The following is a 23,302-nucleotide window of genomic DNA, read 5'->3' as shown; positions in this document are numbered from 1 at the left end:
AGGTTTGACTCACCGCTTGTTATTTTTTGGTCGGATTGTCCCAGATCCCCTCTTCCAGCTGGGAGCGGATCTCGGGGTACTTGTTGGCATCAAAGGTGGGCACCTTGCCCAGCCTGAGCTGGTCGTTGTAATCCTTGGCCAGCTTGATGGCGACGCCGGAGAGCAGCAGGATCGCCACCAGGTTGACGATGGCCATCAACCCCATGGAGACATCAGCCATTGCCCAGACGGTCGGCAACTCGCCCACAGAGCCGAACATCACCATGCCCAGCACAAACATCCGGAACAGCATCAGGCCGCCCTTGTGGTTGTGCTCGAGGAACACCAGATTCGTTTCGGCATAGGAGTAGTTCGCCACGATAGAGGTGAAGGCGAAGAAGAAGATGGCCGCCGCGATAAAGATGTTGCCACCGCTGCCAATCTGGGAAGAGAGCGCCCGCTGGGTCAGCTCGACACCGGTCACGCCGGAGCCCGGCTCAAACTGACCTGACATCAGGATGATGGCGGCGGTACAGCTGCAGATGACGATGGTATCCATAAAGACCCCCAGCATCTGCACATAACCCTGGGAGGCCGGGTGCGGCGGATAGGGAGTGGCAGTCGCTGCAGCGTTGGGCGCAGAGCCCATGCCCGCTTCGTTGGAGAAGAGACCACGCTTGATACCGTTGATCATCGCCTGGGAGATGGCATAACCGAGCGCACCCGAGCCAGCCTGCTCAATCCCGAAGGCGGACTTGATGATCAGCATGAAGACATGGGGCAACTCGGTGATGTTCATCGCCACGATCACCAGCGCCAGCAGGATGTAGGCCAGCGCCATAAAGGGCACCACCAGCTCGGCAAAACGGGCGATACCACGAATGCCGCCGAAGATAATCAGGCCGGAGAGCACCACCAGCGCCAGACCGCTGACCCAGTCAGGAATACCAAACGCCACCTTCATCGCCAGACTGATGGAGTTGGCCTGCACCGCGTTGAACACCAGACCAAATGCCAGGATCAGGCAGAGCGAAAACACCACCCCCATCCAGCGCATGCCAAGGCCTTTCTCCATGTAGTAGGCCGGGCCACCACGGTAGTTGCCATCCTCATCCTTGACCTTGTAGAGCTGGGCCAGGGTGCTTTCGACGAAGGCGGTCGCCATGCCGATAAAGGCAATCAGCCACATCCAGAAGATGGCGCCGGGGCCACCCAGATAGATGGCGACAGCCACACCGGCCAAGTTGCCGGTGCCGACACGGGCGGCAAGGCTGGTACAGAGGGCCTGGAAGGAGGAGATGCCTGCATTGTCCGATTTACGGCTGTTTTTCAGCACGGAAAACATGTGGCCAAAGTGACGGATCTGGATAAAACCCAGGCGGAAGGTGAAAAAGATACCGACCCCAATGAGCAGGTAGATGAGCACGGCTCCCCACATCAGGTCGTTTAGCATCGCAATCAAGGTGTCCATAATTCTCTCGTTGTTATTCACATCCATGGTCAGTCTGCGCTGACCGTTTTCTGTCTGTCGTTTAATTAGCGTTTCGCTAAAGGGGCGGAATCTAGCACAGCGGGAGAGCCCGGAATAGTGATCCCGGTCACGCGAGACACAAAAAACGAACGGTAAAAGCCCATAAAGCTCCATTTAAATCGCAAACTTTCAACAAACTCAATAATTCAATCAGACAGGCCACCATTAAGCCCCATAAGAGAACCTTTTTGATATATCCCTGATGAGCTATGCGAAAACGCAAACGCTTGCATGAAATGGCTTTCAAACGGAGACATTTCGCCAAACGTTTTCTCTGTAATTAAATTTCAAGTACGTAGCGAGATAATTTATGTGATCGACGACACAAATATGGATATTGGCTAAAAAAGTTCAGCTGAAAGCAAACCGGAGCGAGGTCGGAATGAAATGTAAAAAACCTTACTAATCATATAGTTTCAAGCCATAAAACGGGATAACTCAGCAGCCTGAATGTTTAACAACCAAGCGCCCCTATTGCAGGATGCAGCACATCAGTATTAATTAGGCAGGCAATGACGATGGGCCGCCCCCATCGCGCTTTTCTGAGCATGAGGCACCAAGATCCTGTAATTTTATTTCAGAACCACCGTCTCAAGCCCGCAACCCAGGGATTACTCCCTCATTAAGAGATGATATTCGCTATGGCCGATAAATTAACCCAGCTGAAAGCCCTGACCACTGTTGTTGCCGACACCGGTGATATCGAAGCCATCAAACGCTATCAGCCCATCGATGCCACCACCAACCCCTCTCTGGTTCTGAAGGCCTCCGAGATCCCCGAGTACGCTCCGCTGATCGAAGACGCCATCAAGTGGGCCAAAGCCCAGAGCCAGGACAAGGCACAGCAAATCATAGACGCGGGCGACAAGCTGGCCGTCAACATCGGTCTGGAAGTGCTGAAGATCGTTCCGGGGCGCATCTCTACCGAAGTGGATGCCCGTCTCTCCTTCGATACCGAAGCCAGCATCGCCAAGGCCCGCAAGCTGATCCGTCTTTACAACGAAGCGGGCATCAGCAACGACCGCATTCTGATCAAGCTGGCCTCCACCTGGGAAGGGATCCGTGCCGCCGAGGTTCTGGAGAAAGAGGGTATCCAGTGCAACCTGACCCTGCTGTTCTCCTTCGCCCAGGCCCGTGCCTGTGCCGAAGCCGGTGCCTTCCTGATCTCCCCGTTCGTGGGTCGCATCCTCGACTGGTACAAGGCCAAAAATGGCCGTGATTACACCGCCAGCGAAGATCCGGGCGTGGTCTCCGTTACCTCCATCTACAACTACTACAAGCAGCACGACTACCCGACCGTCGTGATGGGCGCCAGCTTCCGCAACACCGGCGAGATCCTGGAACTGGCCGGTTGCGACCGCCTGACCATTGGCCCGGCCCTGCTGGAAGAGCTGAGCAAGAGCGAAGGCGCCGTGGTACGCAAACTGGACTACACCGGTGAGCGCAAGGCCAAACCGACCCCGATGACCGAAGCCGAATTCCGCTGGGAACTGAACCAGGATGCCATGGCTCACGAGAAGCTGGGCGAAGGCATCCGCATGTTTGCCATCGACCAGGGCAAGCTGGAAACCATGTTGGCAAGCCGCCTGTAATCGGTTCTTTTTTCTGATAAAAACCGGGCCCCTACCAAGGGGCCCGGTTTTTTTTCATGGGCTTTTTTAGCGCTGTCATAGAGTCGTCACGAAAACGTTTTAATTTCAGATTCGTTATGTTATACGGGTGGTGAAAACGATAAAAACCAAGGAGGGAGCCATGGAAATGTTCAACTTCGATTATGACGAGGTGGTTGAACTCGGTTCGCGTAGCCGCGGGACAACGGGAAAAAAACGTAAATGGCGTGAAATCGAGGCGTTGAAAGACAAACATCGCCTGCAGAAGGAGCTGCAATCCATCGATATCGCCTATGAAGGTCTTACAGACGAGATTGAACTGTAATACCGCCAAGACACCTGTAAAAGCGCTCCGCATAGCCGGGGCGCTTTTTTATGCCGCTATCGGATGATCAAGCGGCATGTCATGCCACGGGCAGGCGACAGACAACGCGTTGCCGCAGTCCCTGACAGCCCTCACCAACAGCGTGGCATACCAACCCTGCCCCTCACCCGCGAAGACTGAGCTGTGCCGTTTCAGGGCGCATTGGGGCAATCACCGCAAGACAAGTCATCAGCAATAAAAAGCCCCCGTCGCTGACGGGGGCCTGAATACTCGGGGCAGACGGCTGCTCTTAGCAGTAGCCGTAGCCCAGCAGACGCTGGTAGCGCTGCTCCAGCAGCTGCTCGGTATCGAGCGGACGCAGGGCGTCCAGATCCTGCTTGATGCGAGCCTTGAGGTTTTTGGCCATCTTCTCCACATCGCGGTGGGCACCACCGAGGGGCTCGTCGATCACGTGGTCGATCAGCTTGAGCTCTTTCAGACGCTGGGCAGTGATACCCATCGCTTCGGCAGCCACAGAAGCCTTGTCTGCGCTCTTCCACAGGATGGAGGCACACCCTTCCGGCGAGATGACGGAGTAGGTGGAGTACTGCAGCATGTTGACGCGGTCACCCACACCGATTGCCAACGCGCCACCGGAGCCACCCTCACCGATCACGGTGCAGACCACCGGCACGGTCAGACCGGCCATCACTTTCAGGTTGCGGGCAATCGCTTCGGACTGGCCACGCTCTTCGGCACCGACGCCGGGGTAAGCGCCCGGGGTGTCGATAAAGGTGATGATCGGCATCTTGAAGCGCTCGGCCATCTCCATCAGACGCAGGGCCTTGCGGTATCCTTCCGGACGCGGCATGCCGAAGTTGCGCTTGATCTTCTCTTTGGTCTCGCGACCCTTCTGGTGACCAATCACCATCACAGGCTCACCGTCGAGACGGGCGATGCCGCCGACGATGGCCTTGTCGTCGGCATAGGCGCGATCGCCAGCCAACTCGTCGAAATCGGTGAAGATATGCTCGATATAGTCAAAGGTGTAGGGGCGCTGGGGATGACGCGCCATCTGGGATACCTGCCAGGCACCCAGATCACCGAAGATCTTCTTGGTCAGCTCTTCGTTTTTCTTCTCCAGCCGGCGGATCTCGTCTTTCAGATCCACGGCGTGATTGCCTTCACTCACATGTTTGAGTTCATCAATCTGCGCCTGCAACTCGGCAATCGGCTGTTCAAAATCCAGAAAAAGACTCATAGGGCCTTAGAACCTCTAATCAAAAACCAATTCAACCCGCTCTCGTCCAAGCAGGACTCGCAAGTCATCTATCAGTTGATCGGTGGGCGTCACCCGCCACTCGGTACCGAGCGTCAATCGCACCCGGGAGCCGGGGCGACGATAGTTTACCTGAACCGGACAGACTCCGGCACGGGCGGGCTCCAAAATCTCGCACAAACGCGGGAAAAAGCGATCATCAATCCGCTGTTCATCGAGGGAGATGCGGATTGCTCTGGCAAAACGCTCCCTCGCATCGTTGATATCCAGTAATTCTCGAGCCGACATTTTAAGGCCACCGGAGAAGTCATCAAAGCTGACCTGTCCAGAAACCACCAAAATGCGGTCTTTTTGCATCAATTCTTCATATTTTTCCAGCGCTTCACTGAACAGGGTCACATCGAGGCGACCGGAACGGTCGTCCAGGGTGAAGATCCCCATCTTGTTGCCACGCTTGGTCACCATGCTGCGGGCCGCAATCACCAGCCCCGCCGCCGTGGTTACGGTATCGCGTGAAGTGGGATGCAGATCGCACAGGCGACCCGAGGTATAACGACGCAATTCGCTGCTGTACTGGTTGATGGGGTGACCGGTGAGATAGAGCCCGAGGGTCTCGCGCTCCCCTTCCAGCCACACCTTGTCAGGCCAGTGCGGCACGTTGGCAAACGCCTTCTTGACGTCGTCAATCTCTTCGGTGAGCACGCCGAACATGTCGACCTGCCCCACCGCCTGCGCCTTGGCGTGCTGCTCGGCGGCACGCATCGCCTCCTCCAGCGTTGCCATCAGGGCGGCGCGGTGGGGGCCGAGCCGATCCATGGCGCCGGAGAGGATCAGCTTCTCCATCACCCGCTTGTTGAGCTTCTTGATATCGACCCGGTTGCAGAAGTCGAACAGATCGCGGAACGGGCCGTCCTGATCCCGGGCGCTCAAGATCGCATCGATGGGGCCTTCACCGACCCCTTTCACCGCCCCGATCCCGTAGACGATATGGCCATCTTCGTTGACCGAGAAGCGATAGCGACCAGTGTTCACATCCGGCGGGATCACGGTGAGCCCCATCCGCTGGCACTCATCCACCAGGGTCACGATCTTGTCGGTGTTGTCCATATCGGCGGTCATGACCGCCGCCATGAACTCGGCCGGGAAGTGGGTCTTGAGCCAGAGGGTCTGGTAGGAGACCAGCGCATAGGCGGCGGAGTGGGATTTGTTAAAGCCGTAGCCCGCAAACTTCTCCACCAGATCGAAGATCTTCATCGCCAGTTCACCGTCGACGCCATTCTTGACGGCGCCCTCCTCGAAACCAGCCCGCTGCTTGGCCATCTCCTCGGGCTTTTTCTTACCCATGGCACGGCGCAGCATGTCCGCGCCACCCAGCGTATAGCCCGCCAAGGTCTGGGCGATCTGCATCACCTGCTCTTGGTAGAGGATGATGCCGTAGGTCGGTTCCAGAATCGGTTTCAGGCTCTCGTGCTGCCACTTCTCGTCCGGATAGGAGATCGCTTCATTACCGTGTTTGCGGTCGATGAAGTTATCCACCATGCCTGACTGGAGCGGGCCCGGTCGGAACAGGGCCACCAGTGCGATCATGTCTTCGAAGCAGTCGGGGCGCAGCCGCTTGATGAGATCCTTCATGCCGCGGGATTCCAGCTGGAATACTGCCGTGGTCTCGTAACGCTGCAGCAGGTCAAACGACTTCTTGTCATCGATGGGGATGGCGGCGATGTCGACCGGCGGCTTGCCCTCTTTGGCAAGACGCGGGTTTATCATGCCGAGCGCCCAGTCGATGATGGTGAGGGTCCGCAGACCCAGGAAGTCGAACTTCACCAGCCCGGCGTACTCCACGTCGTTCTTGTCGAACTGGGTGACCGGGTGATGGCCTTCGTCATCGCAGTAGAGCGGCGCAAAGTCGGTGATCTTGGTGGGTGCGATCACCACGCCACCGGCGTGTTTACCGGCGTTGCGCACCACCCCTTCCAGGCGGCGAGCCATGTCGATGAGGTCTTTGACCTCCTCATCCTGTTCGTAGAGCTCGGGCAGCTTGGGCTCAGCCTCGAATGCCTTGGCAAGCGTCATGCCCGGATCCGGCGGGATCAGCTTGGAGATACGATCCACAAAGCCGTAGGCGTGGCCCAGCACCCGGCCCACATCCCGCACCACCGCCTTGGCCGCCATGCTGCCGAAGGTGATGATCTGGGAGACCGCCTCCCGACCATACATATCTGAAACGTGCTCGATCACTTCATCGCGCCTGTCCATGCAGAAGTCGACGTCGAAGTCGGGCATGGATACCCGCTCGGGGTTCAGGAAACGTTCGAACAGCAGGTCAAATTCCAGCGGGTCGAGGTCAGTGATCTTGAGGGCGTAGGCCACCAGAGAGCCCGCACCCGAGCCCCGGCCCGGGCCAACGGGGATGCCGTTGTCCTTGGACCACTGGATAAACTCCATCACGATGAGGAAGTAACCCGGGAAGCCCATCTGGTTGATCACTTTCAGCTCAACATCGAGACGCTCGTCATACTCGGGACGACGCTCGGCCCGCACCGCCGGATCCGGGAACAGGAACTCGAGACGCTCCTCCAGACCCTCTTTCGATTTGGCCACCAGAAAATCTTCGGTGGTCATGTCGCCGGTCGGGAAGTTGGGCAGGAAGTACTCGCCAAGACGCACCGTCACGTTGCAGCGCTTGGCGATCTCCACTGTGTTTTCCAGCGCTTCGGGGATATCGGCAAACAGCTCCGCCATCTCCTCCTGACTGCGCAGGTACTGCTGGGGGCTGTAGCGACGGGGACGGCGTTTGTCCATCAGGGTATAGCCATCGTGGATGGCAACCCGGATCTCGTGTGCATCGAAGTCATCGGCGTTAAGGAACACCACCTCGTTGGTGGCGACCACTGGCAGCTCGAACTCGGTAGCGATGGCCACCGCCATGTGCAGATAGACCTCTTCGTCGGGTCGACCGGTGCGCAGCAGTTCGAGATAGTAGGCATCGGGGAAGTGGGTCTGATAGAAGGCGACACACTGCTCGGTCATCTGCCGGTTGCCCTTGAGCAGGAACTTGCCCACATCCCCCTCGCGGCCGCCGGAGAGGACGATCACCCCCTTGGCATGCTCGGCGAGCCAGCTCTTGTCGATAACCGGCCGCCCCTGCACATGGCCGCGCTGGTAACCGCGGGAAATAAGCAAGGTGATGTTCTGGTAGCCGTCGTTATCCATGGCCAGCAGGGTGAGACGGAACTGCTCGTCGCCGAGCTCATCGCTCTGCACCCAAAAGTCGGCACCGACAATGGGCTTGATCCCCTTGCCGTGGGCCGCGCCATAGAAGCGCACCAGGCCACACATGTTCATCTGATCGGTCAGCGCCAGCGCCGGCATGTTGTTGGCCGCAGCCGCCCCGACGATGGGGTTGATCTTCTGCAGGCCATCGACCATGGAGAAGTCGGAGTGGACTCGCAGGTGGATAAAACGGGGTTCAGCCATCGTCATCTCCTCTCGCTGCTCAAACTAAATGGCATGGTCTACTCGATCCCCAGTGCGCGGCGCACCGGTTTGAAGCTCTTGCGATATTCGGGCAGCGGGCCGCGCTCTGCCAGAATGGCGAGGTGCTCAGCAGTCGGATACCCCTTGTGGCGGGCAAAACCATACTCGGGATGACGGCTGTCCAGCTCGGTCATCTCCGCATCGCGGGTTACCTTGGCAAGGATCGAAGCGGCACTGATGGCGGCCACCAGGCTATCACCCTTGACCACGGCGCGCGATTCCATCGGCAATGCCGGGCAGCGGTTGCCATCGATAAAGACCAGCTCGGGTGTCACCTTCAGCCCTGCTACGGCGCGCTGCATCGCCAGCATGGTGGCATGCAGGATGTTGAGCTCGTCGATCTCTTCCGGAGTGGCGCGACCGATAGCCCAGGCGAGCGCTTTCTCTTTGATCTCGTCAAATAGCGCCAGCCGTTTCTTCTCGGAGAGCTTCTTGGAGTCAGCCAGTCCGACAATCGGATTGGCGGGATCGAGAATGACCGCAGCGGTGACCACGTCGCCCACCAGGGGGCCACGACCCACTTCGTCCACACCGGCAACCAGCTTGTCGTCAGGAATATCGATCATCATCTTGTAGCCTTGAATCAAAACAGGCCCCGTGGGGCCTGACAGGGGTCGACTGGCGCGGCATCACCGCTCGGAAAACGGATTAACGGGCTGCTCGGCGCAATCGACGGTCCGAAATAGCGTTATCTGCCGAGCAGATCCGCCACCGCATCGGCAGCCTGCGAGTCGGCATTGCAGCGGATCAGCTGGTGCAGCTCGGTGAAGGTGTTGACCAGCGCACTGTTGTCGTGCTCGAAGTACTTGCTCACCTCTTCCACCAGATTCTCCGGGGTGCACTCGTGCTGGATCAGTTCCGGCACCAGCATGCGACCGGCGAGCAGGTTGGGCAGAGAGACAAATTCGGTCTTTACCAGACGCTGGGCCAGCCAATAGCTGAAGGACTTGAGCTTGTAACCCACCACCATCGGCTTTTTCACCAGCATGGCTTCGAGCGCCGCGGTACCGGAGGCCAGCATCACCACGTCGGCGGCGATCATCGCCTCGCGGCCCTGCCCTTCCAGCAGCACCATGTCGAGACCCGGCGCTACCTCGGCCTTGATGGTCATAAACTGCTCGCGCCGTTTCTGGTTGACCAGCGGCACAATGAAGCCGAGATCCGGATAGCGCACCGTCAGGTGTTTGCACGCCTCGAGAAACAGGGGGGACATAAAGCCCACTTCTGCGGTGCGGCTGCCCGGCAGCACCGCCAGCCAGCGGCGATTGGCATCGATACCGAGATTGCGACGCACGGCAGCCTGATCCGGCACCAACGGAATATCGTCCGCCATGGTGTGACCGACAAAACGGCAAGGGGCGTCGAAGCGGTCGTAGAAGGCTTTCTCGAACGGCAGGAAGGCGAGCACCATGTCGGTAGCGGCCTTGATCTTGTGAATGCGGTTCTGGCGCCATGCCCACACAGAGGGGCTGACATAGTGAACCGTCTTGATACCGGCGCGGCGCAGTTTCAGCTCCACTCCGATATTGAAATCCGGTGCATCCACGCCGATGAAGATATCGGGCGGATTGGCAATAAAGTGGCGCAGCAGTTCGCGACGGACCTTGAGAATACGCGGCAGACGGCCAAGCACCTCGGTGATCCCCATGACGGAGAGCTCTTCCATCTCGAACAGGGCCTTGACGCCGAGGGCCTGCATGCGCGGCCCGGCGATCCCTTCGAACTGCGCATCCGGGTAGCGGGCTTGCAGCTCGCGCACCAGACCGGCAGCCAGAATGTCGCCGGAGACCTCTCCGGCGACGATACCGATACGAACCGGATCAGGCACGGATGATCCCGCGCTCGTTATCTTTGAGGAAGTCCACATAGAGCTGGACGGCCGGTTCGGCTTGCGCCATCTCGATCAGCACCGGCAGCACCTCTTCGATGGTCTTGCCGGAACGGAAGATCTCTTTGTAGGCACGCTTGACGGCAGAGATGGCCTCGGCGCTGAAACCGCGGCGACGCAGACCTTCGGAGTTGACCCCGAACGGCTTGGCGTAGTTGCCGGCGGCCATCACGTAGGGCGGCACATCCTTGTTCAGGGCGGCGCAGCCACCGACGAAGGCGTGGGAACCGACGCGGCCAAACTGATGAATGGCGGAGAGACCCCCAAAGATCACGAAGTCACCGATCACCACGTGGCCCGCCAGGGTCGCGTTGTTGGCGAAGATGCAGTTGTCACCGATGATGCAGTCGTGGGCAACATGAACGTTGACCATGAACAGGTTGCCGCTGCCCACCTTGGTCAGGCTCTGATCCTGAATGGTGCCACGGTGGAAGGTGCAGTTCTCGCGAATGACGTTGTTGTCGCCAATCTCAAGGAAGGTGCGCTCACCGGCGTACTTCTTGTCCTGGCAATCCTCACCGATGGAGGTGTGCTGGAAGATCTTGTTGCCGCGACCAATCTTGGTCGGGCCCTTGATCACCACATGGGAACCTACCCAGGTGTTGTCACCGATTTCCACCTCGGCGCCGATGACAGAAAAGGGGCCGATTTCAACCCCTTTACCGATCACGGCAGACTCATGGACGATGGCAGTATCGTGAATGATGGCAGTCTGGTCGATCACGTGTGTTAAACCTCGCGTTTGGCGCACATCAGCTCGGCGGTACAGACCACTTCACCGTCGACGGTGGCGACACCGGTGAACTTGGCAATACCGCGACGCTCTTTCAGGAACTCCACGTCCAGCACCAGTTGGTCACCGGGGCCGACCGGACGCTTGAAGCGAGCGTTGTCGATTGAGGCAAAATAGTAGAGTTCGTTGGGAGACGGTTTTCCCACCATGGTAAAGGCCAGGATACCGGTGGCCTGTGCCATCGCTTCCAGGATCAGTACCCCTGGGAACACCGGCTTGGCCGGGAAGTGCCCCTGGAAGATCGGCTCGTTGAACGAGACGTTCTTGATAGCGCGCAGGGTTTTGCGCTCATCGCTGATCTCGTAGTTTTCCACCCGATCCACCATCAGGAACGGATAACGGTGGGGCAGCAGATCCATGATTTCCTGGATACCCAGGCTCTTCTTTTCAGTAGTCAAAACAGTACCCTATACCAATCGTGATTATTCTTGATCCAGCTTCTTCTCAAGCTTGCTTAACCGCTTGTGCATCTCTTCGATACGCATCACCCGGGCGGCGGTCTTGCGCCACTCTTTATTGGTTTGCAGAGGGATGCCGGAAGAGTAGACACCGGGCTCGGTAATGGGTCGCATCACCATGGCCATACCGGTAACGGTGGCCTGGTCGCAGATCTCCATATGCCCGTTAAAGACGGAAGCGCCGCCAATGATACAGTATTTGCCGACCTTGAGACTACCAGCCATCACGGTGGAGCCCGCCACGGCGGTGCCGTAACCGATCTCCACGTTGTGGGCGATCTGGCACTGGTTGTCGATGATGACGTTGTCAGCGATGCGGGTATCTTCCAGCGCACCGCGGTCAATGGTGGTACAGGCACCGATCTCGACCCGGTTGCCAATGGTCACACCGCCGAGCTGGGGGATCTTGATCCACTCGCCACGCTCGTTGGCATAACCGAAACCATCGGCGCCGATCACTGTGCCGGATTGAACCAGACAGTCGGTACCCATGGTCACATTGTGATAGAGGGTGACGTTGGCCCACAGCCGGGAGCGGGCTCCCAGCCGGGTGTTCTTGCCAACGAAACAGCCCGGGCCAATGCGGACATCGTCATCCAGCACCACGCCGGATTCGATCACTGCATTGGCGCCGATGGCCACTCTCTCGCCCAGTTGCACGTCAGCCGCGATAACGGCACTCGGATGAATATCCGTGGCCGGCTGCGGGGTAGTGTCCAGCAGTTGGGCTACCCGGGCAAAGCCCACATAGGGGTCTTTGAGCACCAGGGCATTGGTGGGACAAAATGGCAGATCCGCTTCTGTAATGAGCACGGCGGTCGCCTTGCTCTGCTCCAGATAGTGCCGGTACTTCTTGTTGGACAGGAAGGTGATATCCCCCTCCCCGGCCTTTTCCAGTGTCGCTACCTTGCGGATTTCCAGGGTTCCGTCGCCATGGACCTGGGCCCCCAGTTGCTGGGCCAGCTGTGCGAGAGTGAATGCCATCAATTAGTTGCTCTTGCTTACCTGAGAAATAACCTGGCCGGAGATGTCCAGCTTGCTGGCGGCATACGGGGCGGCATTGCGCTCCAGCACCAGATCGTAACCATTGCTCTTGGCGATGGAATCGATGGCAGCCTGCACCTTGGTCAGGATCTTGTTGCGCTCTTCGGACTGACGGCGACCGTTGTCCTGCTCAAAGGCTTGACGCTTCTGGTTGAACTCCATCTGCAGCTTGGCCAGCTTCTCCTGGTTCTGCTTCTTCTGCTCGGCGCTCATGAAGGCTTCATCCTTGCGGAACTTCTCGACCAGCTTCTGGCCTTCCTGTTCCAGCTTCTGCAGCTCACGCATGCGCGGCTCGAATTCACCTTTCAGCTTGGCTGCAACGGCTTCACGCTGGGGCAGCTTTTGGAAGACTTCGCCCATGTCGACCACGGCGATCTTGGTCTCAGCGAAGGCAGAACCCATGCCGGCAGCCATCAGTGCAAAGCTCAAACCAGCTACTTTCAACGCTTTATTCACACTTACTCCTTGTTCCCTCATGGCGAGGGCTACCTGATTTACCCGATTATGCAAGCGGCGTTAGGACCGTCTTGTTACCTGGTGAGGCACGCATACCGCGCGTCCCATCATTGAAGACCCCCACCGCATGGGTGGGGGCGAAACTCTGCTTAGAAAGTACGACCGATGTTGAAGGAGAAGAACTCGGTGCGATCCCCTTCATATTTCTTGATCGGCTTGGCCAAGGCGAACACCAGCGGCCCCATCGGCGAGAGCCACTGCAGGGAGACACCGGCAGAGACCCGGATATTGCCCGGGTTGGAGTAGTCCTGGCTCAGATAGTTGCAATCAGAACCGGCGGCGCAAGGATATGCTCCGTTGGCAAAATCGGTGCTCCAGACGGTACCTGCGTCCATAAAGACGGTGGAACGGATCTGCGGACGATAGGTCTCGGAGACGAACGGGGTCGGGAAGACCAGCTCCAGTGAAGCGACGGCCAGAGCGTTGCCCCCCACCGAGGTGTCGGAACCTTCGTAGTAACCAGTTTCACACGGCTGAGAACCCGTGCAACTGCCAGCACCCGGCTTGTTGTAGGTCTTGTAGATCGCCTTGGGACCAATGGTGTTGCTCTTGAAGCCACGCACCGTATCGAAACCACCCGCATAGTAGTTCTCGAAGAACGGCAGCATGGAGTCATCGCCATAGCCGTTACCGTAGGAGACACGACCCTTGCCGATCATTACCCAGCTGTGATCCGCATCGAGCGGGAAGTAGTGGGCATCCTCGGCTGAGAGCTTGTAGTACTGCAGCTCCATGCCCGGTACGGTCACCTTGGCGTTGATACGCTGACGATCGCCAGAAGTCGGGAACATCCCCTTGTTCAGGGTAGAGCGGGTCCAGCCAGCGGTGACATCAACGGTCACGAAATCGAGGTTGGAACCATCCTGTGAGTAAGCATTCCAGAACTGATCCATCTGTACCGACTGGCGGTTATCATTCCACTGATCCCAGCAGTAGGTATTGCCATCAGTATCCGGATTGTCCTTCAGACACTCCTGATAGTTCTGGGCATTGAATGACGGACGGCTCAGCTTGGTGCTCTCGATACCGGTACTGAAGTCGAGACGGTTGAACTCATTGACCGGGAAGCCGCTGGAGAGACGGAAACCGATGGTTTCATTCTCGTAATCAACGATATCGGCATCATCGGCGCGGAACTGGTTGTAGTAGACCCGACCACCCAGGCTGACACCATCCACGGTAAAGTAGGGGTCGTTGTAGCTCAGATCGACGTTCTTGGAGTAGTCGTTGGTGCTGGCGTTGATGGAGACCTTTTTACCGGTACCCATAAAGTTGTCCTGGGAGATCCCCGCCTGCAGGCTCAGACCCGATTCGGTGCCGTAACCGATACCGGCGTTGATGGAGCCTGCTGGCTGCTCCTTGACCTTGAAGTCGAGGTCAACCAGGTCATCATTGCCCGGCACCCGCTTGGTGTCCACTTCTACACTCTCGAAATAACCGAGACGGTTGAGACGGCTCTTGGACTGCTCGATGTTGTCGGAGGAGAGCCAGGTGCCCTCCATTTGGCGCATCTCGCGACGCAGCACCTGATCTTCGGTGGTGGCGTTACCGCTGAAGTTGATATTGCGCACATAGACACGGGGGCCCGGCTCAACGTTGACGATCAGCTCCACTTCCTTGGTTTTGTCATTGATCTGCGGGAAGGTGACCACTTTCGGATAGGCGTAGCCGTAACGGCCGAGGAACTTGGAGAGCACCTCTTCGGTATGAGTCACCTGACTGGCAGAGTAGGTGCTGCCGGCAGCAATCGGGATCAATCCCTTCATCTCGCCACCGCGATCGATCAGGTCACCCTTGAGCTGGACACCGGAGACCTTGTACTGATCCCCTTCCTTGATGTTGAGGGTGACATAGACGCCCTTCTTGTCGGGGGTCATGGAGACCTGGGTAGACTCCTGCTGGAAGCGGATATAGCCGCGATCCATGTAGTAGGAGCGTAGGGTCTCGATATCACCGGCCAGTTTTTGCTTCTGATAGCGCTGGTCGGCGGTAAAGTTCCACCAGGGCACTTCGTCGCGCAGGGAGAGTTGGGCAATCAGCTTCTCTTCAGGGAAGACGCTGTTGCCGACGATGTTGATCTGCTGGATCTTGGCCGCTTCACCTTCCACGAAGGTGAACTTGAGGTCGACCCGGTTGCGCGGCAACGGGGTGACGATCGCCTTGACCTTGGCGGAGTATTTACCCACGCCATAGTAGAAATCTTCCAGTCCCTTCTCGAGGGAAGTGAGCACGGTGCGATCCAGCGGATCGCCCACACGGATACCGGAGGACTCCAGACTCTGGGTCAGTTGCTCCTCTTTGATATCCTTGTTGCCAGCAAACTCGATGCTGGAGATGGTCGGACGCTCCTTGACCATCACCTGCAGCACCTGGCCGTCACGGTAAACCTTCACATCCTCGAAGTTACCCGAGGCATAGAGCTTTTTGATGGCGCTGGCCAGAGCCACGGAGTCGACGGTATCACCGACCCGGATCGGCAGGTTCAACAGTGCGGCACCCAGGGTCACCCGTTGCAGACCTTCGACCTGGATATCTTGCACCACAAAAGAGGCAGGGGCCGCCTGGGCCAGGAAACTGGCACCCAGCAGGCAACTCAACACCAATGCTTTTTTAACAGCCATTTTGTTCTTATGTGTCCTTGTTGATGCTCTGGCCTCAGAGGCGAGCGAAATCGTTAAACAGCGCAATGCCCATCAATAACATCAGAATGGCGGCGCCGATCCTGAAACCCACTTCCTGTATTTTCTCTGATACCGGCTTGCCGGTGACCGCTTCGATAAGGAAATAGACCAGATGGCCACCATCGAGCACCGGCAGGGGGAATAGATTGATAATCCCCAGGTTGACGCTGATCAGCGCCAGAAAACTCAAGAAATAGACCAGACCATAGTCGGCACTGCTGCCGGCGCCCTTGGCAATGGAGATGGGGCCGCTCAGGTTGTCCAGCGACACGATGCCACCGATCAACTTGCCAATCATGTCAAAGGTGAGCGTGATCAGGCTCCAGGTCTTGTCCGCGCCATGCCACAGCGCCTGCAAAGGCCCATACTGTAACAGAATTCGATATTCATCCGGTAATGGAACCAGTTGCGGTGAGAGACCGACGAATCCCACCAGCTTGCCCTGCACCTTGCGGCTATCCGGGGTCAGGGTCACGTTGAGATCACTGTTGTTGCGCTCAACCACCACTTGAAGGGGTTCGCCCGGTGCCTGCTGCACCAGTTCGACAAACTGGGCCCATGCGGTAATAGGCTGATCGCCGACCTGTTTGATACGGTCACCGACCTGCAGCCCCGCCTTTTCACTGGCACTCTTGGCCACCACTGCAGCCACGACTGGCAGCACTTTGCCACTCAGGGGGACGATCCCCAAGCTGCCGATAGGCGACTCTTTATCCGGATCGAAGGTCCAGCCGGTCAGCGACAAGGTTTTATCGGTGGCATAGCTGGTATTGGGTGCCTGCACCTTGAGAGTCACTGCATCATCACCCAGATGACTTATAAGAGCGTAGGTGACGCTCTCCCAGTCACCGGTCAGCTCATCGCCGACCCCGACAATCTCCATCCCGGGCAGCACACCCGCCTCGGCCACGATGGATGCCGGACGCACTTCACCGATCACCGGCTTGACGCTCGGCACCCCGATGATAAACATCAGCCAGAGGGCAAACAGGGCAAACACGAAGTTGGCCATGGGACCTGCGGCGACAATCGCCATCCGCGCCCAGACACTCTTGTGGTTGAAGGCATACTGCTCGTCACCGGGCTTGAGTTCATCGACCCGGCCATCGAGCATCTTGACGTAACCACCGAGCGGGATCAGCGCCAGCACATATTCGGTGCCATCTTTACCCATCCGGCGCCAGATCGCCTTGCCAAAACCGATAGAGAAGCGCTCAACCTTGACGCCACAACGACGGGCCACCCAGAAGTGACCAAACTCGTGCACCGCGACCAGCAGGCCCAGCGCAACAACAAAAGCACCGATATTCCACAACACACCGCCCATCAGCCAAGCTCCTCAATCAAAGTGTGAGCACGGGCTCTTGCCGCACCGTCCAGGGCAAACAGATCATCGAGCGAGCCGACGGCGCTGCTCTCCAGCGCCAGCATCACTGCCTCGTTGATCCGGGCAATATCCATAAAACCGATGCGCCCGGCCAGGAAGGCGGCAACCGCCTCCTCGTTGGCCGCATTGAGCGCAGTAGTCGCCGCTTGTCCCTTCTGGCAGGCATTGATGGCCAGCGCCAGACAGGGGTAGCGATCATAATCAGGCCGGATAAAGCTGAACTCTCCGACACTGAAGAAATCCAAAGGTTCCACACTGGAGGGGATGCGATTGGGATAAGCCAGCGCATGGGCAATGGGGGTACACATATCCGGATTGCCAAGCTGAGCCAGCACGGAGCCATCCTTGTACTGCACCATGGAGTGGATCACCGACTGCGGGTGGATCACCACCTGGATCTGCTCGGGCGCCGCATTGAAAAACCAGCGCGCCTCGATGTACTCCAGCCCTTTGTTGATCATGGTGGCGGAGTCGACCGAAATCTTGGCCCCCATCGACCAGTTGGGATGAGCGATAGCCTGCGCCGGCGTCACCTTGGCCAGCTCGCTGATCTCGGTGTAACGGAACGGGCCGCCAGAACCGGTCAGCAAAATCTTGCTGATCCCCGCCGCCGCCAGATCACAAAAACCGGGCTGGCGCTGCACGGCAGTCGGCAGACACTGGAAGATGGCATTGTGTTCGCTGTCGATGGGCAGCAGCTCGGCACCATGCTCGCGAACGGCCTCCATGAAGAAAGCACCGGACATCACCAGCGCCTCCTTGTTGGCCAGCAAAATACGCTTGCCGGCACGTACCGCGGCCATGGTCGGGGCCAGTCCGGCCGCACCGACGATGGCGGCCATCACGCTATGGGCGTCGGGGTGAGCGGCAACCTCGCAGAGGGCTGCTGCACCAGACATGACCCGGGTCGCACTGCCGTGCGCTTTCAGACGGGCAGCCAGTTCACGGGCGGCATCCTCATCGACCATCACGGCAAAACGGGGGGAGAATTCGAGGCAGTCCCGCAACATGGCATCCACGTTGCGGGCGGCGGTCAACGCCAATACTTGCCAACTGCCCGGGTTATGGCGCAGCACTTTCAAGGTACTCTGACCAATGGAGCCAGAGGCCCCCAGAATAACCAGTGACTTGTGCATCAAAGCTCCTGACTGAGTAGCAGATAACTGAGCAGAAACACCGGCAGGGCGGCGGTCAGGCTGTCGATCCGGTCGAGAATGCCGCCATGACCCGGCAACAGGGTGCCGGAGTCCTTGATGCCCGCCTCGCGCTTGAACATGCTTTCGGTCAGATCGCCGAGTACGGAGGCTAGCACCGCCAGCAGAGAGCAAAACAGCACGGTGATCATCTTGGCAGGAACAAATCCCATCGACCAGGTGACACCGATGGCCAGCAGGCTGGCGGTAAAGAGGCCGCCGCACATCCCTTCGATGGTTTTGCCCGGACTCACAGCCGGTGCCAGCTTGTGCTTACCGAACGCCTTGCCGAAAAAATACGCGCCAGAATCTGCCGCCCAGACCAGTCCCATCACGAACAACAGGATCCAGGCGCCCATCATGGGGTCATGGTAAAAGTTGTAACCACGGATGGCGACCAGCGACCAGAAGAAGGGAACCAGGGTCACCAGACCAAACAGGGACTTGAGCCAGAGAGACTCTTTCCACAGCTTGGCGCTTTGGGGATAACGCAGCACCAGCAGCAGACCCAGCAACCACCAGCTTACCGCGGTCCAGAGCACGCCCATCACGAGGGGGTGCAGGTGAGGCGTCCAGAGTTGCTCCACCGGCAGCCAAAAGAGGCTGGCACCGAGCAACAGACAAAATACGATGGGTAACCATTGCTGCGGAGCAGCAGAGACAAAGCCGCTCCATTCACGGCTGGCCAACAAAAACACCAGCGCTGCCAACAGGGCAAAAAATTTCAATGGCAGAAAGAAGAGCGCCCCCAACACCAGGGGGATCAACATCAAAGCAGTAATAATTCGTTGTTTTAGCAAAAGAAACCTCTCTCTTGGGAGCGGGGTTTAGCCGGTCTGCTGCTCGGCGATCAATTCCCGTATCTGTTCACCCGTGCAACCGAAGCGACGCTCGCGGGCAACGAAAGAGGCAACCGCCTCACTGAACTCGGCCTCGTTGAAATCGGGCCACAATACCGGGGTAAAATAGAGCTCTGCATAGGCGAGCTGCCATAACACAAAGTTGCTGATGCGATGATCGCCACCGGTACGGATCAGGAGATCCACCGGCGGCAGGTCGGCCATACACACTTCGCGACCAAGCATGGATTCATCGATGTCATCGGCGGCCAGTTCACCGGCAACAACCGCGCGGGCCAGCTTGCGAGCCGCCTGAGCGATATCCCACTGGCCGCCATAGTTGGCCGCAATATTCAGGGTCAATCCCTTGTTATTGGCGGTCAAGGCTTCCGCCTTGGCGATTTTGGCCTGCAACCGATCACTGAAGCGAGCGGTATCGCCAATCACCCTGAGCCGGATCCCGTGACTGTGAAGTTTGTTCACCTCGCGGCCCAGCACGGTAATGAACAGCTCCATCAAGGCGCTGACTTCCCCTTCCGGACGACGCCAGTTTTCGCTGGAGAATGCAAACAGGGTCAATGCCTCGATCTTGGCTCGCGCAGCAAAGGTAACGGCCTCGCGCACTGACTTGACGCCCGCCTTGTGGCCATAAACCCGCATCTTGCCTCGGTTCTGGGCCCAGCGACCGTTACCATCCATGATGATGGCGACGTGACGGGGTAAAGACGAGTTGGCACAATCACCCAACGCAGCCAAAAGCGACATGGTTTTCTCCCACAAAGACAAAAGCGCCGTGCAGGGGCACTACACGGCGCTCGTAATATACCTTTCAGGCGCTTAGATTTCCATTAGCTCCTTCTCCTTTGCAGCAAGAGCCTCATCGACCAGCTTGATGTAGGAGTCAGTCAGTTTCTGGATCTCTTCCTGGGCGCGACGGTCGTCGTCTTCGGAGATCTCTTTGTCCTTCAGCAGCGCTTTCAGGTCGGCGTTGGCATCGCGGCGAATGTTGCGCACGGCAACACGGGCGTTTTCCGCTTCGGCACGGACGATCTTGGTCAGGTCGCGACGGCGCTCTTCGGTCAGCGGCGGCAGCGGCACGCGCAGGGTCTGGCCATTGCTGGAGGGGTTCAGGCCCAGATCGGAGGTCAGGATCGCCTTCTCTACCGCCTGGATCATGGAGCGGTCAAAAATGGAGATGGAGAGGGTGCGAGCATCTTCTGCCACGACGTTGGCCAACTGTTTCAGCGGAGTGGCAGCACCGTAATACTCAACCTGGATGCCGTCGAGCAGGCTCGGGTGAGCACGGCCAGTACGGATCTTGGACATCTGGGTCTTGAGTGATTCGACACTCTTGCCCATACGCTCCTTGGCGTCGTTTTTAATCTCGTTGATCACAGCGGTTTTCCTTTTGGCGAACGAGCCGCCATGCGGCTCGCATCTATATTATTTGCTGACGTAATGGATCAGGGTACCTTCCGGCTCACCCATGATAACCCGGCGCAAAGCGCCCGGCTTGTTCATGTTGAACACCCGGATCGGCAGATCATGGTCACGTGCCAGAGTAAAAGCAGCAAGATCCATCACCTTGAGCTCTTTTTCAAGAACTTCATCATAACTCAATTCATGGTACAGCACGGCATCCGGATTCTTGACTGGATCTTCGTTGTATACACCATCAACCTTGGTGGCCTTGAGCACTACATCGGCTTCGATCTCGATCCCGCGCAGGCAAGCCGCAGAATCGGTAGTGAAGAAGGGGTTGCCAGTACCGGCAGAGAAGATCACCACTTTGCCTGCACGCAGCTGGCTGATTGCCTCGGCCCAGCTGTAGGAATCACAAACCCCTTGCAGGGAAATGGCAGACATCAGACGGGCATTCACATAAGCACGATGCAGAGCATCACGCATGGCCAGACCGTTCATCACGGTTGCCAGCATACCCATGTGGTCGCCCACCACGCGGTTCATGCCCGCCTTGGCAAGACCGGCACCACGGAACAGGTTGCCGCCACCGATGACCAGACCGACCTGAACACCCAGCTCAACCAGCTCTTTGATCTCTTGGGCCATCCGCTCCAGCACTGCCGGATCAATGCCGAAACCCTCGGATCCTTGCAGGGCTTCACCACTCAACTTCAGAAGAACACGTCTGTATGCAGGTTTGGGATTGGTACTCATGTCACTGATTCCTGGTCATATAAAGACCGCGACATAAGTCGCGGTCTGGGGAAACGGAAAAACCGGTTCGATTAGGCCTTTTGAGCGGCCGCGATTTGGGCTGCAACTTCAGCAGCGAAATCGGTCTCTTGCTTCTCGATGCCTTCGCCCACTTCGAAACGGGTGAAGGAGACAACGTCAGCGCCTTCTTTCTTCAGCAGCTCGGCAACAGTCATGGAAGGATCTTTCACGAACGGCTGACCAGTCAGGGAAACCTCACCGGTGAACTTCTTCATGCGACCTTCAACCATCTTCTCGGCGATCTCTTTCGGCTTGCCGGAGTTGATGGCGATGTCGATCTGGATTTCGCGCTCTTTGGCAACGACTTCAGCAGATACATCTTCAGGCTTGACGAATTGCGGGCTGTTGGCTGCAACGTGCATGGCCAGATCTTTGGCCAGTTCGTCGGAACCACCGGTCAGCTTGGTGATAACACCGATGCGGGAACCGTGAACGTAGGTGCCCAGGTTGTCACCTTCAACCAGCATCACGCGACGCAGGTTCATGTTCTCACCGATCTTGGCGATCAGGTTGGTGATGGTCAGCTCTACGGATTCGCCGTTGCCAAAATCAGCGGCTTTCAGCGCATCAACGTCTGCGATCTTCTGGGTAGCTGCGATCTCGACGATCTTCTGACCCATGGCCAGGAAACCGGCATCCTTGGAAACGAAGTCAGTCTCGCAGTTCAGCTCGATCATGACGGCAACGTTGCCTTCGGTACGGGCGAAAATCACACCTTCAGCGGCGATACGGCCAGCTTTCTTGGCGGCTTTGGCCTGACCGGATTTACGCATGTTCTCGATGGCCAGCTCGATATCGCCGTTGGCCTCTTCCAGTGCTTTTTTGCAATCCATCATGCCAGCGGCGGTGCGCTCGCGCAGTTCTTTTACCAGGGCGGCAGAAATGTTTGCCATGTCCAGTATCCTCGGTCTTGAATTGACAAGAAACAGGGGCCACAAGGGCCCCTGCTAACCAATTACATCAGCTTGGTTAATAAGGGCTTTGCAGACCTTATCAATTACTCAGCTTCAACGAAGCCATCTTGTTCGGCTTGAACAACGATGTCCTGCTCGCGAGCTTCCAGTACGGTGTCAGCAGCAGCATTCAGGTACAGCTGTACGGCACGGATAGCGTCGTCGTTACCCGGGATGACGTAATCAACGCCGTCCGGGTTGGAGTTGGTATCAACGATGGAAACTACCGGGATACCCAGGTTGTTGGCTTCTTTGATAGCGATGTGCTCGTGGTCGGCATCGACAACGAACAGAACGTCAGGCAGGCCGCCCATGTTCTTGATACCACCCAGGCTCTTCTCCAGCTTTTCCATTTCGCGAGTACGCATCAGCGCCTCTTTCTTGGTCAGCTTCTCGAAGGTACCGTCCTGGCTCTGGGTTTCCAGATCTTTCAGGCGCTTGATGGACTGACGAACGGTTTTCCAGTTGGTCAGCATGCCGCCCAGCCAGCGGTGGTTAACATAGAACTGGTCGCAACGCTCAGCGGCTTCTTTTACGGCTTCAGACGCGGCACGCTTGGTACCTACGAACAGTACCTTGCCTTTCTTGGCAGCTACGGAGCTGATGAAGTTCATGGCATCGTCAAACATCGGAACGGTTTTTTCCAGGTTGATGATGTGAACTTTGCTGCGGGCACCGAAGATGTAGGATTTCATTTTCGGGTTCCAGTAACGAGTCTGGTGACCGAAGTGAACGCCGGCTTGCAGCATGTCGCGCATAGAAACTTTAGCCATTTTATACCTCTATATTGGGGTTAGGCCTCCACACATCCCATATAACCGACCCGTTAAGGCACCCCGGCATATGTGTCGATGTGTGTGTGTTGTTTAAGTAAGGGTGATGAAATCGGGACGCAAGTTCCCCATTCCGGCGCGCTTTATACCATAACTTTGTTCAGGACACCACCGGCCGACACTCTAAACAGGTGTAAATCTGGATCCCGCCAGAGGAGGTTGCGACTGCCATTTGACGCTGTGATGACAATCACACTGGAAGTACGCGGGGGTTGCGGATAAAATTTTGGCCTGATTGC

The 23,302-nt window shown here is 57.7% G+C and carries 20 protein-coding genes; 2 read left to right on the top strand and 18 right to left on the bottom strand.

Annotation, left to right across the window (positions count from 1 at the left end; translation table 11 throughout):
- Positions 1 to 19 precede the first annotated feature (19 nt).
- Positions 20 to 1,450: an alanine/glycine:cation symporter family protein gene (locus tag G5533_RS09165; RefSeq protein WP_201937296.1), complete on the bottom strand. Its 1,431-nt coding sequence runs from the start codon at positions 1,448 to 1,450 to the stop codon at positions 20 to 22.
- Between the two features lie 701 nt (positions 1,451 to 2,151).
- On the opposite strand from G5533_RS09165, the gene tal reads away from it, so the two are divergent.
- Positions 2,152 to 3,102 (top strand): transaldolase, encoded by a 951-nt coding sequence (tal, locus tag G5533_RS09160; RefSeq protein WP_005343804.1) that lies wholly within the window; start codon positions 2,152 to 2,154, stop codon positions 3,100 to 3,102.
- A 160-nt stretch (positions 3,103 to 3,262) separates the two neighbouring features.
- Positions 3,263 to 3,445 (top strand): DUF3545 family protein, encoded by a 183-nt coding sequence (locus G5533_RS09155; protein ID WP_005338547.1) that lies wholly within the window; start codon positions 3,263 to 3,265, stop codon positions 3,443 to 3,445.
- 289 nt (positions 3,446 to 3,734) lie between these two features.
- On the opposite strand, the gene accA is transcribed toward G5533_RS09155, so the two are convergent.
- The 17 genes from accA to rpsB form a co-directional block, all read right to left on the bottom strand.
- Complete coding sequence (accA, locus tag G5533_RS09150; protein ID WP_005338549.1) at positions 3,735 to 4,685, bottom strand: acetyl-CoA carboxylase carboxyl transferase subunit alpha; 951 nt, start codon at positions 4,683 to 4,685, stop codon at positions 3,735 to 3,737.
- Between the two features lie 15 nt (positions 4,686 to 4,700).
- The gene (dnaE, locus tag G5533_RS09145; protein WP_236356388.1) at positions 4,701 to 8,180 is read right to left on the bottom strand and encodes a DNA polymerase III subunit alpha; all 3,480 of its coding nucleotides are present in this window, start codon (positions 8,178 to 8,180) and stop codon (positions 4,701 to 4,703) included.
- A gap of 38 nt (positions 8,181 to 8,218) precedes the next feature.
- Positions 8,219 to 8,809, bottom strand: a complete 591-nt coding sequence (rnhB, locus tag G5533_RS09140; protein ID WP_227341172.1) for a ribonuclease HII — start codon at positions 8,807 to 8,809, stop codon at positions 8,219 to 8,221.
- 119 nt (positions 8,810 to 8,928) lie between these two features.
- Entirely contained in the window at positions 8,929 to 10,068 is a 1,140-nt protein-coding gene (lpxB, locus tag G5533_RS09135) for a lipid-A-disaccharide synthase (RefSeq protein ID WP_227341174.1), read from the bottom strand.
- Positions 10,061 to 10,852, bottom strand: a complete 792-nt coding sequence (gene lpxA / locus G5533_RS09130) for an acyl-ACP--UDP-N-acetylglucosamine O-acyltransferase (protein ID WP_005338557.1) — start codon at positions 10,850 to 10,852, stop codon at positions 10,061 to 10,063. Before lpxA ends, lpxB begins: the two co-directional genes overlap by 8 nt.
- Before the next feature lie 5 nt (positions 10,853 to 10,857).
- A complete protein-coding gene (gene fabZ, locus G5533_RS09125; protein WP_184155768.1) occupies positions 10,858 to 11,319 on the bottom strand; it encodes a 3-hydroxyacyl-ACP dehydratase FabZ in 462 nt (153 codons plus the stop codon).
- Positions 11,320 to 11,343: 24 nt separating this feature from the next.
- Positions 11,344 to 12,363: a UDP-3-O-(3-hydroxymyristoyl)glucosamine N-acyltransferase gene (gene lpxD, locus G5533_RS09120; protein WP_100654847.1), complete on the bottom strand. Its 1,020-nt coding sequence runs from the start codon at positions 12,361 to 12,363 to the stop codon at positions 11,344 to 11,346.
- 3 nt (positions 12,364 to 12,366) lie between these two features.
- Positions 12,367 to 12,879 (bottom strand): OmpH family outer membrane protein, encoded by a 513-nt coding sequence (locus tag G5533_RS09115; protein ID WP_005338563.1) that lies wholly within the window; start codon positions 12,877 to 12,879, stop codon positions 12,367 to 12,369.
- A 149-nt stretch (positions 12,880 to 13,028) separates the two neighbouring features.
- Positions 13,029 to 15,560, bottom strand: a complete 2,532-nt coding sequence (gene bamA / locus G5533_RS09110; protein ID WP_204385182.1) for an outer membrane protein assembly factor BamA — start codon at positions 15,558 to 15,560, stop codon at positions 13,029 to 13,031.
- Between the two features lie 34 nt (positions 15,561 to 15,594).
- Positions 15,595 to 16,947 carry a sigma E protease regulator RseP gene (rseP, locus tag G5533_RS09105; protein ID WP_266134120.1) on the bottom strand — a complete coding sequence of 451 codons (1,353 nt, stop codon included), beginning with the start codon at positions 16,945 to 16,947 and terminating at the stop codon, positions 15,595 to 15,597.
- Positions 16,947 to 18,143: a 1-deoxy-D-xylulose-5-phosphate reductoisomerase gene (ispC, locus tag G5533_RS09100; RefSeq protein WP_441254709.1), complete on the bottom strand. Its 1,197-nt coding sequence runs from the start codon at positions 18,141 to 18,143 to the stop codon at positions 16,947 to 16,949. The genes rseP and ispC overlap by 1 nt, the downstream gene beginning before the upstream one ends.
- Entirely contained in the window at positions 18,143 to 19,000 is an 858-nt protein-coding gene (locus tag G5533_RS09095) for a phosphatidate cytidylyltransferase (protein ID WP_421255606.1), read from the bottom strand. The genes ispC and G5533_RS09095 overlap by 1 nt, the downstream gene beginning before the upstream one ends.
- A 27-nt stretch (positions 19,001 to 19,027) precedes the next feature.
- Entirely contained in the window at positions 19,028 to 19,804 is a 777-nt protein-coding gene (gene uppS / locus G5533_RS09090) for a polyprenyl diphosphate synthase (protein WP_216951881.1), read from the bottom strand.
- Positions 19,805 to 19,876: 72 nt separating this feature from the next.
- Positions 19,877 to 20,434 (bottom strand): ribosome recycling factor, encoded by a 558-nt coding sequence (gene frr, locus G5533_RS09085; RefSeq protein WP_216951882.1) that lies wholly within the window; start codon positions 20,432 to 20,434, stop codon positions 19,877 to 19,879.
- Between the two features lie 48 nt (positions 20,435 to 20,482).
- A complete protein-coding gene (gene pyrH / locus G5533_RS09080) occupies positions 20,483 to 21,217 on the bottom strand; it encodes a UMP kinase (protein ID WP_005343782.1) in 735 nt (244 codons plus the stop codon).
- Between the two features lie 71 nt (positions 21,218 to 21,288).
- The gene (tsf, locus tag G5533_RS09075; protein WP_005343781.1) at positions 21,289 to 22,170 is read right to left on the bottom strand and encodes a translation elongation factor Ts; all 882 of its coding nucleotides are present in this window, start codon (positions 22,168 to 22,170) and stop codon (positions 21,289 to 21,291) included.
- Positions 22,171 to 22,274: 104 nt separating this feature from the next.
- Positions 22,275 to 23,003, bottom strand: a complete 729-nt coding sequence (gene rpsB / locus G5533_RS09070) for a 30S ribosomal protein S2 (protein ID WP_204385178.1) — start codon at positions 23,001 to 23,003, stop codon at positions 22,275 to 22,277.
- Positions 23,004 to 23,302 lie beyond the last annotated feature (299 nt).

It is taken from the genome of Aeromonas sp. A600620, assembly GCF_029479985.1.
Lineage (GTDB): Bacteria > Pseudomonadota > Gammaproteobacteria > Enterobacterales > Aeromonadaceae > Aeromonas > Aeromonas veronii_A.
This window is presented reverse-complemented; position numbering and strand designations above follow the sequence as displayed.

What these genes read in the sequence shown, in the direction of transcription:
- G5533_RS09165 (WP_201937296.1), bottom strand. Translation starts at nt 1,450, where the DNA reads ATGGACACCTTGATTGCGATGCTAAACGACCTGATGTGGGGAGCCGTG.
- tal (WP_005343804.1), top strand. Translation starts at nt 2,152, where the DNA reads ATGGCCGATAAATTAACCCAGCTGAAAGCCCTGACCACTGTTGTTGCC.
- G5533_RS09155 (WP_005338547.1), top strand. Translation starts at nt 3,263, where the DNA reads ATGGAAATGTTCAACTTCGATTATGACGAGGTGGTTGAACTCGGTTCG.
- accA (WP_005338549.1), bottom strand. Translation starts at nt 4,685, where the DNA reads ATGAGTCTTTTTCTGGATTTTGAACAGCCGATTGCCGAGTTGCAGGCG.
- dnaE (WP_236356388.1), bottom strand. Translation starts at nt 8,180, where the DNA reads ATGGCTGAACCCCGTTTTATCCACCTGCGAGTCCACTCCGACTTCTCC.
- rnhB (WP_227341172.1), bottom strand. Translation starts at nt 8,809, where the DNA reads ATGATGATCGATATTCCTGACGACAAGCTGGTTGCCGGTGTGGACGAA.
- lpxD (WP_100654847.1), bottom strand. Translation starts at nt 12,363, where the DNA reads ATGGCATTCACTCTCGCACAGCTGGCCCAGCAACTGGGGGCCCAGGTC.
- bamA (WP_204385182.1), bottom strand. Translation starts at nt 15,560, where the DNA reads ATGGCTGTTAAAAAAGCATTGGTGTTGAGTTGCCTGCTGGGTGCCAGT.
- rseP (WP_266134120.1), bottom strand. Translation starts at nt 16,947, where the DNA reads ATGGGCGGTGTGTTGTGGAATATCGGTGCTTTTGTTGTTGCGCTGGGC.
- ispC (WP_441254709.1), bottom strand. Translation starts at nt 18,143, where the DNA reads ATGCACAAGTCACTGGTTATTCTGGGGGCCTCTGGCTCCATTGGTCAG.
- uppS (WP_216951881.1), bottom strand. Translation starts at nt 19,804, where the DNA reads ATGTCGCTTTTGGCTGCGTTGGGTGATTGTGCCAACTCGTCTTTACCC.
- pyrH (WP_005343782.1), bottom strand. Translation starts at nt 21,217, where the DNA reads ATGAGTACCAATCCCAAACCTGCATACAGACGTGTTCTTCTGAAGTTG.
- tsf (WP_005343781.1), bottom strand. Translation starts at nt 22,170, where the DNA reads ATGGCAAACATTTCTGCCGCCCTGGTAAAAGAACTGCGCGAGCGCACC.
- rpsB (WP_204385178.1), bottom strand. Translation starts at nt 23,003, where the DNA reads ATGGCTAAAGTTTCTATGCGCGACATGCTGCAAGCCGGCGTTCACTTC.